Raw genomic sequence first — 13,749 nt, forward strand, 5'->3', positions numbered from 1 at the left:
CCCGCGGGCTCACCGCCGCGCGGCCACCTCCTCGGCCAGCAGCCGGATACTCTCCATCTCCACGGCCAGCGGGATCTCGACCGGGCGGGTGTGGATCAGCACGAGATCGGCGCGCATCACGCCGGGATCGGTGTCGAAGCGCTGACGCATCTCGGTCGGGGTCCCGATGGCGATCCCGCTCGCATCGGACCCGTCCTCACGAGCGCGGCGGTTGACCGCGGCCACCACAGCCGTCGGGTCGGTCGTAGCGATGACCGGTCGCGAGATCGCGACCCGCACGCCGCCGGCCGCCCGGTAGTCGTCCACGAGGCCCGCGGCCCGCCGGTCCTCACCGGCGGGCCCCTCGGCGCCGACCCTGCCACGGCCGGCGATGAGCCCGATGCCCCGCTCTGCCGCCGCGGCCACCGATTCCGCGCTTCCCGCGGTGACCCACATTCTCGAGGGGACGCCCGGGACGGGGGGCACCAACCGGGTGCCGGCGTCCGGGTCTCCGGAATCGAACAGTCGCCGTAGCTCGTCCACCACCTCCCACATGCGCCGGTGACGCCGGTCGTGGTCGAGTCCCCAGAGCGCGGACGCGGCGGGGTCCGACCCGCTCCCCAGGCCCAGTTCCATCCGGCCACCGGACAGGGTGTCGACGACGGCCACGTCCTCGGCCAACCGACGCGGATCCTCCAGTGGCGCGGCGATCGACGCCGTTCCCAGACGGATGCGACCGGTCTCTCGCGCGATCGCGCCGAGGAGGACGAGCGGCGAGGGCAGATGCCCCCGTTGCGCACCGAACCGGTGCTGGGCCACCCAGAAGGACTCGACACCGGCCGACTCGGCGGCCTGCGCCAGCCGGATCGTCCGGTCGTAGACGTGGCGTGCCGACTCGTGCCCACTGACATGCGTGAGCACACCCATCCGCCTCATCGGAGAACCACCATCGGTGAGCCGTCGACCGGGTGATCGAGCACCATCGCGTCGACGTCGTAGACCTCCGAGAGCAGCTCCGGACAGAGGACCTCGCGGGGCGTGCCCACCGCACGGATCGTGCCGCCCGCCATCATCGCGATCCGGTCACAGTACCGGCCCGCCAGGTCCAGATCATGCAATGCGACCAGCGTCGTCACCCCCCGACGTCTCACCAGTCGCATGAGGTCCACCTGGTAGTGCAGGTCCAGGTGGTTGGTCGGCTCATCGAGCAACAGCATTTCCGGGTCTCCCACCAGCGCCTGGGCGATGAGCGTTCGTTGCCGCTCTCCGCCCGAGAGTGTCGCGAACTCGTCGCGGATTCGATCCGTCATGTCCACCTCTCGGAGACACTCGAGGACACGGGCGTGGTCCTCCTCGTCGTCCCCCTCGAACAGCCCCTTGGCCGCCGCGAGTCCCAACATCACGACCTCCGCCACCGTAAGCGGGAAGTCCAGGGCGAACGCCTGAGCCACCACCCCGATGTGTCGTCCGACGAAAGACACCGGCTCGCGCCACACGTCCCTGCCCTGCAACGTCACCGAGCCCCGGTCGGGACGGCGGACCCGGTACGCCGTTCTCAACAGGGTCGACTTGCCGCACCCGTTGGGACCCACCAAGCCGACGATCTCGTTCTCCGCCACCTCGAGGCACACGCCGTCAAGCAGTACGCGCTCCGCAGTCCGCACACACACGTCGTCAAAGACAAGCATCACGACCACCGACCCGTGCGCCGCAGCAACCACACGAAGTACGGGCCTCCGACGAGCGCGGTGACGATGCCCACCGGGATCTCGACCGGCGGCGCCGCGGTGCGGGCCACCATGTCCGTGCCGACAGCGAACGACGCCCCGATCAGCAACGCGACGGGCAGGACACGACGGTGATCGCCGCCTACGAGGAGGCGGCTCATGTGCGGAACCATGAGTCCGAGGAAGCCGATAACCCCGCTCACCGCGACCATCACGCCGGTGAGGATCGCGGACAGTATCACCAGGATCACCCGGAGCCGCGGCACGTTCACGCCGAGCGCCGTCGCCGACTCGTCCCCCGTCAACAGGACGTTGAGATTCCGTGCCAGCGGGGTCACCAGGATCACCCCCACGGCCAGCGCCGCGACGGGGATCACCAGGGTGCCCCACCGGGCACCACCGAATCCGCCGAGCGTCCACTGCAGCACCTGGCCTGCCAGACTCGGATCGGGGGCGGTGAGGACGAGCAGCGAGGTCACCGCACTGAGGACCGCCGAGATCGCGACCCCCGACAGGACGAGTCGAACCGGGTCCATGGCACCGGCCCCGCGAGAGACCCCCACCACGGTGACGATAGCCAGGAGGGCGCCGGTGAAGGCTGCGAGCGGGAGCACAGCCGGCCCCCACCCCTCGACCGACCCGTACCGCAACGCGACCACCGCGCCGGTTGACGCCCCGGCGGACACCCCCAGGATGCCCGGGCCGGCCAGCGGGTTGCGGACGACCGCCTGGATCATCGTGCCCACCAGGGACAGTGCGGCGCCGACCACCGCCGCGAGCAGAACCCTGGGCAGCCGCGTGTCGGCGATGATGAGGTCCTGGGCCCGCGTCCAGTCCGGTGTCACCACCCTCGGGCCGAAGATCCGGTGCCCGAGAATCCGGACGGTCGTGCCCACATCGACCGCCACCGAACCCGCCATCACGCCGACGATCATCAACGCGACCAGCGTCGCGATCGCCGCCCCGACCACCACAGCGGCGTTCACACGAGTCCCGCGCCCGATCATCGCGTCGCGACGCCGTGGAACTGCTCCGCGAGGTGCTCGACGCCATCGATCGAGAACGGACCCGGTTGCAGCTGCGAGAGCGTGATGGTGGAAAACGCACCGGCCGTCATCGCGGGGGTGCCGGCGATCGCCGGCACCGATTCGAGATCCCGGATCTTCTTCGCCACCGACGGCGACCGGTACTGCGGGGTGGTGCCCTCCTCACGGACGAGGATCACATCGGGCCGCCTTTCCGCCACTTGCTCCCACGACACACTCATCCACCGCTCCGGCACATCGGCGAAGACGTTCTCACCACCGGCGGCCTCGATGAGTCGTGTCGCCATGCTGTTCCCGCCGGTCGTCTGCGCCTTGTCCGTACCCGAGGCGTAGAGAAAGACGCGGATCGGCTCCTTGTCGCGGACGGCGGCACGCACCTCGTCAAGCCGCGCCCGCAGCGCCGCGATCGATTCCTCGGCCCTGTCAGACACGCCGAAGATCCCACCGATGGTGCCGATCTCGGCGAAGATGTTCTCGACGGACACCGGCTCGGTCGCGCACCCTTCCGGGTTGAGGTGTCTGTCGATACCCAGTTCGGCGAGTTGATCGCGGGTGTGCCCGGTCCTCTCACCGAAGCCGTCCGGGTACCCCGAGTAGACGAAGTCGGGATCGACCGCCAGCAACTGCTCCCTGGTGGGTTGTTCGCTCGACAGGACGGGGACCATCGCGTACTGATCGGTGTAGGCGGGGGCGATCTCCCGGCCACGCATGTAAGCGGTCCCCGCCATCCGGTCCTCGAGCCCCAACTCCAGCATCGTCTCGGTCGCGTTGGAGGTCAGAGAGACCGCCCGCTCGGGGACGGTCGAGTATTCGGTGGTGACCCCACAGTTGTTCACGTCGGTGTATTCGACGGAAGTGTCTCCGGCCGCCGTGATGTCCTCGACCGGCGAGCCGCAGGCGGCGACGAGGCAGAGCGACACGACCACGGCCGCGGAGCCGGCACGACGGAGCAGAACGGTCTTCATGATGTGAGCCTCTCCGGGGGTCTCGCGCCCCAGGATCAGGGATTGGGGACGACAGGGCTCCCTGGCTCACGACGATCATGTCGTTCACAGTGGCGGGACCGCGCCGGAATCTCACCGGACTTTCACCCGTGGTCGTCGTCCCCCGTTGGACCGCCCGAGCCTAGCCCGAGCGGCCAGGGTCTGGTCCGCCACCCCCGCGAGGGGGCTACCACGCCCAGTCGTCGTCGGACGTCTGTTCCTTCCGGCCGATCACATAGGCACTGCCCGAGCCCGAGAAGAAGTCGTGGGTCTCCCCCGCCCCCGGGTCCATCGCCGCGAGAACGGCGGGGTCGGGTCGGCTGTCCGCGGCGTCGAAGGTGGGCTCCAGACCCATGTTCGCCATCGCCTTGTTGGCGTTGTACCGCAGGAACGGGATGACGTCCGCGGTCCAGCCCACCGGGTCGTAGAGAGAGGCGGTGTAATCGAGCTCGTTGCGGTAGAGGTCGTCGAGCAGTGCGCGCGCGAACTCCTCGTGCTGCCGGCGCTCGGCGGCGGTCAGCCCCCTCTGCATCTGTTGCAGCTTGTACCCGATGTAGTAGCCGTGTACCGCCTCGTCCCGGATGATGAGCCGGATGATGTCCGCCGTGTTGGTGAGGATCCCGCGTGAGGCGAACCGCAACGGCAGGAAGAACCCCGAGTAGAACAGGAACGACTCCAGCAGGACGGAGGCGATCTTCTTGTGGTACGGATCCTCCTCCCGATAGTGGGCGGCGATGATCCGCGCCTTGTTCTGGAGGAGCTCGTTCTCCAGCGACCACGCGAAGGCGGCCTCGATCTCCGGGGTGGAACACAGAGTGGAGAAGATGGTCGAGTAGCTCTTGGCGTGCACCGACTCCATGAACGCCAGATTGGTGAACACCGCCTCCTCGTGGGGAGTGGCCGCGTCCGCCATCATGCTCACCGCCCCCACCGTGGCCTGGACGGTGTCCAGGAGGGTCAGGCCGGTGAAGACACGGATCGTGAGCTCGCGGTGCACCTCGTCCAGCTGGCCCCACGACGGCAGATCGTTGGCCACCGGCACCTTCTCCGGGAGCCAGAAGTTGGTGGTGAGCCGGTCCCACACCGTCTTGTCCACCGGGTCGGGGATGTCGTTCCAGTTGATCGCGTGCTCGCGCTCGATCGGTCCGGGGGTGGTCACGGGACCCTCCTCGGGCGGTGCCCGGCGAACGGCCGGCTTCCGTAACGCGGCGGTGGGCCGCACCGGGCCGCCGCGGTGACGAACCGGGCGAGTGCGTCGTCATCGGCATCCAGCAGGTGAACTTCGACGAGCTGGAGCAGCATCTCGGTGAGCTGCCGGAGATCGCCGGTGGTGTCGAGGATCATGCGCCCCGCCAGTTGATCGCCCCGGTGCGCGGCGCGGAACAGATCGATCGCTTCGGCCCAGCTCGCGGCCGTGTCACAGGCCAGGTCGTCGGCCGCGCCGCCGGCCGGGTCGCGGTCCCTGGCCGTCATCGCCCACCCCCCGTCGCGGGCAGGTCGAGGGGCACCGTCGCGGCGCGGGCCACGTCGAAGCGGGCCTGGACGTCGTCCCAGTTCACCAGATTCCACAGTCGATCCACGTAGTCGGCCTTGACATTGCGGTACTGCAGGTAGAAGGCGTGCTCCCAGGCGTCAAAGACGAGGAGCGGGCTGCTGAGCAGGGCGGCGTTGGCGTGGTGGTCATGGACCTGGTGCACCACGAGACGCGCACCGACGGGATCCCAGGACAGCGCACCCCAGCCCGACCCCTGGATGGTGCTCGTGGCCCCGCTGAGCTCGGCACGGAAGGCGTCGAAGTCGCCGAAGAACTCGTCAACGGCGGCGGCGAGTTCGCCCTCGGGCCGGCCCCCACCGTCCGGGGACAGGTTGCGCCAGAACAGCGAGTGCAGACCGTGGCCGGAGAGGTGGAACGCCAGGGCCCGCTCCAGGCCCGGGAGGCTGCCGGTATCGCGGTTCGTGCGGGCCTCCGCGAGTGCCTCGGTGGCGTTGTTGGCGCCGGCCACGTAGGCGGCGTGGTGCTTGGAGTGGTGGAGTTCCATGATCTCGCCCGTGATCGCGGGGGCGAGGTCCCCGTAATCGTAGGCGAGATCGGGCAGCGAGTAGGTCATCGTGCTCCCTGTGCGGTCACGGCCGCGGTGCGGCACTCCGCGGCCTCGGATTTCGGGTAACTGAAGATTATCATTTCACTCCCCGAACTCACGGCTCGAGGTGTCTCACGCCCGAGGGGCGCGGGTCCCTGTCGGACCCGCGCCCCCTTCTCGGGACCCGCCGGAGGCGGATCTACCCCCTCTCCTACCGCGCGGCTCCGGTGAACCGGTCGGCCGCGGCCTCCTGCCGGACCTGCCGGGTGGCCGCGACCATCGCCGCCAACGCCGGCTCGACCTCCTCATCCCGGCGGGTCTTGAGTCCGCAGTCCGGGTTGACCCACAGACGATCGAGATCCATGGCGTCCACCGCCTCGCGGAGCAGACCCACGATCTCGTCCACGCTCGGCACCCGGGGTGAGTGGATGTCGTAGACACCCGGGCCCACCTGATTGGCGAAGCCCGCTGCGTCGAGGTCCCCGAGGATCTCCATGTGCGAGCGGGCGGCCTCGATCGAGGTGACGTCGGCGTCCAGACCCGCGATGGCGTCGATCACGTCGCCGAACTCCGAGTAGCACAGGTGCGTGTGGATCTGGGTCGCGTCCGCCACTCCCGAGGTCGCCAGACGGAACGACCGCACCGCCCAGTCGAGGTAGGCCGGTTGGTCGGCCGCCCGCAACGGGAGGAGTTCGCGCAGCGCGGGCTCGTCCACCTGGACGATCGCGATCCCGGCACCCTGCAGGTCCACCGTCTCCTGGCGGATCGCGAGCGCGACCTGATCGGAGACGTCGGCGATCGGCAGATCGTCGCGGACGAACGACCACGCCAGGATCGTCACCGGGCCCGTCAACATGCCTTTGACCGGCTTGTCGGTGAGTGACTGTGCGTACGCGGCCCATTCGACGGTCATCGGGCGTGGACGGCGCACATCGCCGTAGAGGATCGGCGGCCGTACAAACCGACTCCCGTAGGACTGGACCCAGCCGTTCGCCGTGGTGACGAACCCGTCGAGGAGTTCGGCGAAGTACTGCACCATGTCGTTGCGTTCGGGCTCACCGTGCACGAGGACGTCCAGGCCCAGACGCTCCTGCAGCTCGATCACCCGGCGGATCTCCGCACGCATGGTCTCGGTGTAGGCGGCCTCGTCCAATCGACCCGCACGGTGGGCGGCGCGGGCTCGACGGATGTCGGGGGTCTGGGGGAAGGACCCTATCGTCGTAGTGGGCAGGGCCGGCAGGTCGAGCCGTTCCAGCTGCCGCTCCGCACGCTCGGCGGCGGGGGCGCGGTGCGCGCCGGCGGACCGGAGGGCGTCCACACGACCGCGCAGGCTCATGTCACGGACCCGCGGGTCGCTTCTGCGCTCCGCCAGCGCCGCCCGGCATTCCTCGAATGCGGTGGCCTCGGACTCACGCCCGTCCCGCAGCGCGGTTGCCAGGACCCGCACCTCGGCGAACTTCTCGGCGGCGAACGCCAGCCAGGAGCGGATGGCGGGGTCCATACCCGTCTCCGGCTCGAGCGAATAGGGGACGTGCAGGGTGGAGCAGGAGGTGCTCACCGCCACGTGCCCGGCGGAGCCGAGCGTGGTGGCCAGCGTGCCGAGCGCGGTGTCGAGGTCGGTGCGCCAGATGTTGCGGCCATCGACCACCCCGGCGAGCACCAGCCGGTCATGGAACGAGGTGGTCGCCGCGAGCGTGCCCGGACCGCCCGCGACGAGGTCGACGGCGACGGCATCGATCTCGGTCGCGCCGAGCGCCTCCAGCGCCGGGCCCGCGTCGCCGAAATACGTGGCCACGCAGATCGCGGGCCGGTCACGGCCTGCCGAGAGTGCGCCGTAGACCTCGGTCACCTTCTCCAGCCGGTCGGTGTCGAGATCGGTGACGAGCACCGGCTCGTCGAGCTGCACCCACTGCGCTCCCCCGTCACGGAGGAGCGCGAGCAACTCCCGGTACAGCGGGATCAGCTCGTCGAGGCGGCCCCACGGGTCGTCCGCCCCGGGGGCCGGCTTGGACAGCGCGAGGAAGGTCGCCGGGCCGATCACGACAGGTCGGGCCGGCACACCCTCCGCGACCGCCTCCGCGAGGTCGGCCAGGACCTTCTCCGGGTGCAGCACGAAGCGGGTACCGTCGGCGATCTCCGGCACGAGGTAGTGGTAGTTGGTGTCGAACCACTTGGTCATCTCGAGCGGCCTGATGTCGGCGGTGCCGCGGGCGGCGGCGAAGTAGCGGTCGAGCGGATCGGCCACGGAGGCGACGCGCTCGGGCAGCGCGCCGAGGAGCACGGCGGTGTCGAGCATCTGGTCGTAGTAGGAGAACGTGTTGGTGGGAACCGAGTCGAGTCCCGCGCGCGTCATGCGGGCGCGGTCGTCGCGGCGGAGCCCGGCGGCGACGGCCTCGAGTGCGGTCGCGTCGAGCGTGCCGGCCCAGTAGGCCTCGACGGCCTTCTTGAGCTCCCGGTCGGGCCCGATGCGGGGCGCGCCGAGGACGGTGGCGGTGAACGGCTGCACGGTGTGCGCTGCCGTGGTGTCGGTGGGTGTCACTGAGGACGTCCTTCGTGTGCGGTTCGGCGTGGAATGCCGCCCTTATCCGGGTCCGCAGGTCGGTCCTCGTCACCGCTCGCGCCGGCGCCCCGAGGGGACGCCGGGGTGGGGCCGGGCGTGCGGCCCGGGTCCGTCGTCGGTGTCGTGATCGGCCGCGCGCCCGGTCCACGAGGCGGCATACCGCCGGGTGCGGCGCACCCGGCACAATCGGCAGGTATTCGGACTCGAGGGCGGGGGCCGCGGGGGCCGTTCCTACTGGCCGTCGCTTCCCAGGAGGCTTCCCAGTGCTCAGGTGACGGCGGTCGTTCCCTCATACCGCTGCGGGACAGTTCCGGATTCTCACCGGATTCCCTCTCGCGCTCCGGCATGGAGCGGGTCGACGGGGCCGACCGGACGCGTACGACCGCAGGGTCGTGGGCGGCGGGGTCGGTCCCGAACCGATTGCACCTCTCTGTCTACCACCTCGTGGCCCGGGCGCCCGCATCCTCCCTCACCGGGCACCCGCGACCGCGCGGACTCACAGGACCGCGCCCGGGTTGAGGATTCCCTGCGGGTCGAGCGCGGTCTTGATGCGGCGGGACAGCTCCATGACGTCGACGCCGAGCTGGGCGGGCAGCCACGGCGCCTTGAGCCGGCCCACCCCGTGCTCGCCGGTGATCGTGCCGCCGAGTCCGATCGCCAGGTCCATGACCTCGCCGAACGCCAGCTGGGCGCGCGCTGCCCGGTCCGGGTCGTCGTCCTCCAGCACGATGATCGGGTGCGTGTTGCCGTCGCCGGCGTGTGCGACCAGCGCGATCTGCACGTCCCGCTCGGCGGCGATACGCTCGATCCCCGCCACCAGCTCCGGCAGCGCGGGCAGCGGCACGCCCACGTCTTCGAGCAGGAGGGTGCCGAGCTTGCCGAGGCTCGTGAACGCCGCACGGCGGGCGGCGGTGAACATCTCGCCCTCGTCGGGGTCCTCGGTGGCGAACACCTCGATCGCTCCGTTCGCGCGGAACGCCTCGGCCATGAGCTCGGTCTCGGCGGCGCGCTCGGGGCCGGTGGCGTCGGACTGCGCGAGCAGCATCGCGCCCGCGCCCGTGTCCAGCCCCATCCGCAGGTCGGCCTCCACGGCGCGGATCGACGCGGTGTCCATGAACTCGAGCATCGCCGGCCGGATCCGGCGCGTGACGGACAGGACCGCCTCGCTGCACGCCACGACGTCGGGGAACACGCCCACGACGGTGGAACGCGGCGGCTGCGCGGGGATGAGCCGCACGATGATCTCCGTAACGACCCCCAGCGTGCCCTCGCTGCCCACGAAGAGCTTGGTCAGGCTCAGACCGGCGGTGTCCTTGAGGCGCGCCCCGCCCAGGCGGACCGCCGTGCCGTCGGCGAGCACCACGGTGAGCCCGAGCACGTAGTCGGTGGTGACGCCGTACTTGACGCAGCACAGGCCGCCGGCGTTTGTGGCCACGTTGCCGCCGATCGAGCACATCTCGAACGACGACGGGTCCGGCGGGTACCACAGCCCGTGCTCGGCCACGGCTCGCTTGAGCTCGGCGTTGAGCAGGCCGGGACCGACGGTGGCGGTGCGGGTGGCGGGGTCGACGACGAGGTCGCGCATCTGCTCCGTGGACAGCACGATGCCGCCCTCTACCGCCGTAGCACCACCGGAGAGTCCCGAGCCCGCGCCGCGCGGGACCACCGGGGCGCTGTGTGCCGTCGCCCACCGCAGGGTCTCCTGCACGTCCTGCGTCGAGCGCGCCCGCACCACGGCGAGCGGCCGTCCTGGGTTCGGCGCCTGCGCCCAGTCCTGGCGATAGGACTCCATCGTGTCCGGGTCGGTGAGGACCGCGGCGGCCTCGGTTCCGGTGGCCGCCGCTGCGTTGTCCAGCCGGGCGCGGAGATCGTCGAGTAGTGAAGCGGCGTCCGTCATGGCTTCGAAGCTACGCCGCCTTCGCTGACGGTGAGCCGGTTGCGGGCGGCGACGCGCCCCCCTCACCGGAAGTCACGGCTGCGGCCGATCGCCAGACCCAGGTGGAGGCGCTCGACCTTGTCGGCCACCACGCTCACGGCGCCGGAGCGGTTCTCGACGGTGCCGCGGATGATCAGTGCCGGCGACGCGGAGACGACGGGTCGGTAGCGCGCCCACAGTCCGACCGAGCAGACGATGTTGGTCATGCCGGTCTCGTCCTCGAGGCTGAGGAAGGTCACACCCTCGGCGGTGGCGGGGCGCTGGCGGTGGGTGACGGCGCCCGCGACCTCGACGCGACTGCCGTCGGGGACGTGGGCGAGCCCGGCGGTGGTGCACACGCCGCGGGAGTCGAGCCAGGGCCGGGCATGGACGGTGGGGTACTCCTCGGGGCTGATGCCGGTGGCGGCGAGGTCGGCGGAGGTGAGCTCGAGCAGGCTCATCCCGGGCAGTGCCGGCGCGGAGACCTGGCTGAGGCCGGGCAGCATGCCGGGCTTCTCGCGGGCCGCGGTGGCCGCCGACCACAGGGCCGCTCGGCGCCCGCCGGTGTCGAGCGCGTCGAGGGCGCCGGCGGTGGCGAGCGCCTCCATCTGTCGCACGCTGAGCCCGGTGCGCCCGGCGAGGTCTGCGGCGCTGGTGTACGGGCCGTGGGTGTCGCGCTCGTCGGCGATCGCGGCGGCGAGTTCGGCGCCGATCGCCCGCACCGACTCCAGCCCGAGCCGCACCTCGGTACCGCGGTTGGCGCAGGTGGCGCCGCCGAGGGAGCGGTTGACGCAGGGCCGGTGGACGGTGACGCCGTGGCGGCGGGCGTCGGCCACCAGCGACTGCGGCGAGTAGAAGCCCATGGGCTGGCTACGCAACAGCGCGGCGCAGAAGATCGCCGGGTGGTGACACTTGAACCACGCCGAGTAGTAGACGATCGCGGCGAAGGACTGGGAGTGCGATTCGGGGAAGCCGTAGTTGGCGAAGGCACACATCTTCTCCCAGATCCGCTCCCCCACGGCCGGGTCCTCGTCGCTGCCGGGCGGGCCGGTGCCGATGCCGTGGAGCTCGCGCATGCCGGCGAAGAACCGCTCGCGGAGCCGCGCCATGCGCTCGGGCGAGCGTTTGGCCCCCATGGCCCGGCGGAGCTGGTCGGCCTCGGCGCCGGTGAACCCGGCGACGTCCTTGGCGATCTGCATGAGCTGCTCCTGGAACAGCGGGATGCCGAGCGTGCGTTCCAGCGCGGGCGCGAGCGCCGGATGGTCGTACCGCACCGGTTCCCGGCCGTTTCTCCTACGGATGTAGGGGTGCACGGAGCCGCCCTGGATGGGGCCGGGGCGGATGAGCGCCACCTCCACGACGAGGTCGTAGAACGTCCGCGGCTTCAGCCGCGGCAGCGTGGCCATCTGGGCGCGGGACTCCACCTGGAACACGCCCACGGAGTCGCCGCGGCACAGCATCTCGTACACCTCGGGGTCGGCCAGGTCGAGCCGCGCGAGGTCCACCTCGAGGTCCTTGTGCTCGGCGGCGAGGTCGATGGCGTGGTGCAGCGCGGTGAGCATGCCCAGCCCGAGCAGGTCGAATTTGACCAGCCCGACGGCCGCGCAGTCGTCCTTGTCCCACTGCAGAACCGTCCGCCCGGGCATACGCGCCCACTCGACCGGCACGACGTCGCCGACCGGCCGGTCGCAGATCACCATGCCGCCGGAGTGGATGCCCAGGTGCCGCGGCAGCCCGACCAGCTGCCGAGCGAGGGCGAGCACGTCGGGCGGGAGGGTGTGCTCGGTGGCCTCCCGCTCGTGGTTCTTGAGCCCGGACCAGCGGTCGACGCTCTTGGACCAGGCGTCCTGCTGGCCCACGGAGTAGCCGAGCGCGCGGGCGACGTCGCGGACGGCGGAGCGGCCGCGGTAGGTGATGACGTTGGCGACCTGCGCGGCGTGGTCGCGCCCGTAGCGGGCGTAGACGTACTGGATCACCTCCTCGCGACGCCCGGATTCGATGTCCACGTCGATGTCGGGCGGCCCGTCGCGCTCCGGGGAGAGGAAGCGCTCGAAGAGCAGGTGCGCGCCCACCGGGTCGACGTTGGTGATCCCGAGGGCGTAGCAGACGGCCGAGTTGGCGGCCGAGCCCCGGCCCTGGCAGAGGATGCCCTCGCGGCGGCAGAAGTCCACGATGTCGTGCACCACGAGGAAGTAGCCGGGGAACCCGAGGTCGGCGATCACGCCCAGTTCGCGGTTGATCTGCGCGTACGCCTGTGGCGCGGTCTCGCGGGGCCCGTACCGGCGCGCGGCCCCGGCGTAGGCGAGTTCGGCCAGGCGCGTGTCCTCGGTGTGGCCGGCCGGGACGTCGAACGGCGGCAGCTCGGGGGCGATGAGACGCAGGTCGAACGCGCACTCGGCGCCCAGCCGTGCGGCGCCGGTCACGGCGTCGGGCCAGCGCTCGAACAGGTCGGCCATCTCCTCCCCCGACCGCAGGTGCGCCCCACCGGCGGCGGGCAGGTGCGCGGCGTGGGCCTCGAGCGCCGCACGTGCCCCGAGGGCCGCCATGACGGAGGCGAGCCGGGAGTCCTCCGGCCCCGCGCAGTGTGCGGCGGTGGTGGCGACGACGGGCAGGCCGGCCCCCTCGGCGAGGTCGTACAGCGCCTCGATGCGCTCGGTGTCCTCGGGCACGCCGTGGCACGTGAGTTCCACGGCGACGCGGTCGGCCCCGAACAGCTCGACCAGGGAGTCGAGCGCGGTGCGGGCAGCGGCCAGGTCGTAGGGGGCGGCGGGGCCGTGGCGTTCGAGCGCGCGGCGGACCCGTCCCCTGCGGCAGCCGGTGAGCACGTGCCAGTGACCGACGCCGTCGTCGCCACGCGCCGCGGCCGCGAGGTCGGCGATCTCGTAGCGCGGCTCGCCCTTGGCGCCGCCGCGCAGGTGGGCGCGGGCGATGGCGCGGGACAGTCGCCGGTAGCCCTCCCGCCCGCGTGCGAGCACGAGCAGGTGCTCGCCGCCGGGCAGCGAGAGCTCGGCGCCGAAGACGGTGGCCAGGCCCAGTTCGGCGGCGGCCTCGGCGAAGCGGACGACGCCGTACATCCCGTCGTGGTCGGTGATCGCCAGGGCCGTGAGCCCCAGTCCGGCCGCCGTCTCGGCCATCGCCTCGGGAGAGGAGGCGCCGTCGAGAAAGCTGAACGCGGTATGGGCGTGCAGCTCGGCGTAGGGCACGCGGGGGGCGGCCGCAGGCTCGGCGGCACCGGGCGTCGCGGGGCGGTCGGGGGGCGTGTACGCACCTCGGGTGCGCGACCATGCCGGCGCGTCGCTACCGTCGCCGGGGTGCGGGCGCTCAGGGCCGCGGGGCTCCTGCCCGCGTGGGTTCGGCCGGCCGGAGAGGATGCGCTCGAGCTCGGACCAGTCACTGGGCCCGTGGTACCAGTTCATCGTGCGCCACCGCCCGCGGCGGGGTCGGGGGCGCCGACCGCG

The 13,749-nt window shown here is 71.5% G+C and carries 10 protein-coding genes and 2 riboswitches; all 10 genes read right to left on the reverse strand.

Features of this window, described 5'->3' with window-relative positions:
- Nucleotides 1-9: 9 nt before the first annotated feature.
- The 10 genes from ACH0BZ_RS10720 to ACH0BZ_RS10765 all read right to left on the reverse strand — a co-directional run bounded on the left by ACH0BZ_RS10720 (nucleotide 10) and on the right by ACH0BZ_RS10765 (nucleotide 13,707).
- On the reverse strand, nucleotides 10-906 hold the full coding sequence (locus ACH0BZ_RS10720; protein ID WP_406898274.1) for an LLM class flavin-dependent oxidoreductase: 897 nt from the start codon (nucleotides 904-906) through the stop codon (nucleotides 10-12).
- 5 nt (nucleotides 907-911) lie between these two features.
- The gene (locus ACH0BZ_RS10725; protein ID WP_406898275.1) at nucleotides 912-1,667 is read right to left on the reverse strand and encodes an ABC transporter ATP-binding protein; all 756 of its coding nucleotides are present in this window, start codon (nucleotides 1,665-1,667) and stop codon (nucleotides 912-914) included.
- A complete protein-coding gene (locus tag ACH0BZ_RS10730) occupies nucleotides 1,667-2,692 on the reverse strand; it encodes a FecCD family ABC transporter permease (RefSeq protein WP_406898276.1) in 1,026 nt (341 codons plus the stop codon). The genes ACH0BZ_RS10725 and ACH0BZ_RS10730 overlap by 1 nt, the downstream gene beginning before the upstream one ends.
- Nucleotides 2,693-2,709: 17 nt before the next feature.
- Nucleotides 2,710-3,717, reverse strand: a complete 1,008-nt coding sequence (locus tag ACH0BZ_RS10735; RefSeq protein WP_406898277.1) for an ABC transporter substrate-binding protein — start codon at nucleotides 3,715-3,717, stop codon at nucleotides 2,710-2,712.
- Between the two features lie 32 nt (nucleotides 3,718-3,749).
- Nucleotides 3,750-3,872: riboswitch (cobalamin riboswitch) on the reverse strand.
- A 50-nt stretch (nucleotides 3,873-3,922) separates the two neighbouring features.
- Nucleotides 3,923-4,894 (reverse strand): class 1b ribonucleoside-diphosphate reductase subunit beta, encoded by a 972-nt coding sequence (nrdF, locus tag ACH0BZ_RS10740; protein WP_406898279.1) that lies wholly within the window; start codon nucleotides 4,892-4,894, stop codon nucleotides 3,923-3,925.
- Nucleotides 4,891-5,208 carry a hypothetical protein gene (locus tag ACH0BZ_RS10745; RefSeq protein ID WP_406898281.1) on the reverse strand — a complete coding sequence of 106 codons (318 nt, stop codon included), beginning with the start codon at nucleotides 5,206-5,208 and terminating at the stop codon, nucleotides 4,891-4,893. Before ACH0BZ_RS10745 ends, nrdF begins: the two co-directional genes overlap by 4 nt.
- Nucleotides 5,205-5,843 (reverse strand): superoxide dismutase, encoded by a 639-nt coding sequence (locus ACH0BZ_RS10750; protein WP_406898282.1) that lies wholly within the window; start codon nucleotides 5,841-5,843, stop codon nucleotides 5,205-5,207. The genes ACH0BZ_RS10745 and ACH0BZ_RS10750 overlap by 4 nt, the downstream gene beginning before the upstream one ends.
- Before the next feature lie 184 nt (nucleotides 5,844-6,027).
- Complete coding sequence (gene metE / locus ACH0BZ_RS10755) at nucleotides 6,028-8,355, reverse strand: 5-methyltetrahydropteroyltriglutamate--homocysteine S-methyltransferase (protein ID WP_406898284.1); 2,328 nt, start codon at nucleotides 8,353-8,355, stop codon at nucleotides 6,028-6,030.
- 191 nt (nucleotides 8,356-8,546) lie between these two features.
- Nucleotides 8,547-8,760: riboswitch (cobalamin riboswitch) on the reverse strand.
- A gap of 112 nt (nucleotides 8,761-8,872) precedes the next feature.
- Complete coding sequence (locus ACH0BZ_RS10760) at nucleotides 8,873-10,273, reverse strand: FAD-binding oxidoreductase (protein ID WP_406898286.1); 1,401 nt, start codon at nucleotides 10,271-10,273, stop codon at nucleotides 8,873-8,875.
- A 62-nt stretch (nucleotides 10,274-10,335) separates the two neighbouring features.
- Nucleotides 10,336-13,707, reverse strand: a complete 3,372-nt coding sequence (locus ACH0BZ_RS10765) for an error-prone DNA polymerase (RefSeq protein WP_406898288.1) — start codon at nucleotides 13,705-13,707, stop codon at nucleotides 10,336-10,338.
- Nucleotides 13,708-13,749 lie beyond the last annotated feature (42 nt).

Source organism: Dietzia sp. 179-F 9C3 NHS, from assembly GCF_045369825.1.
Lineage (GTDB): Bacteria > Actinomycetota > Actinomycetes > Mycobacteriales > Mycobacteriaceae > Dietzia.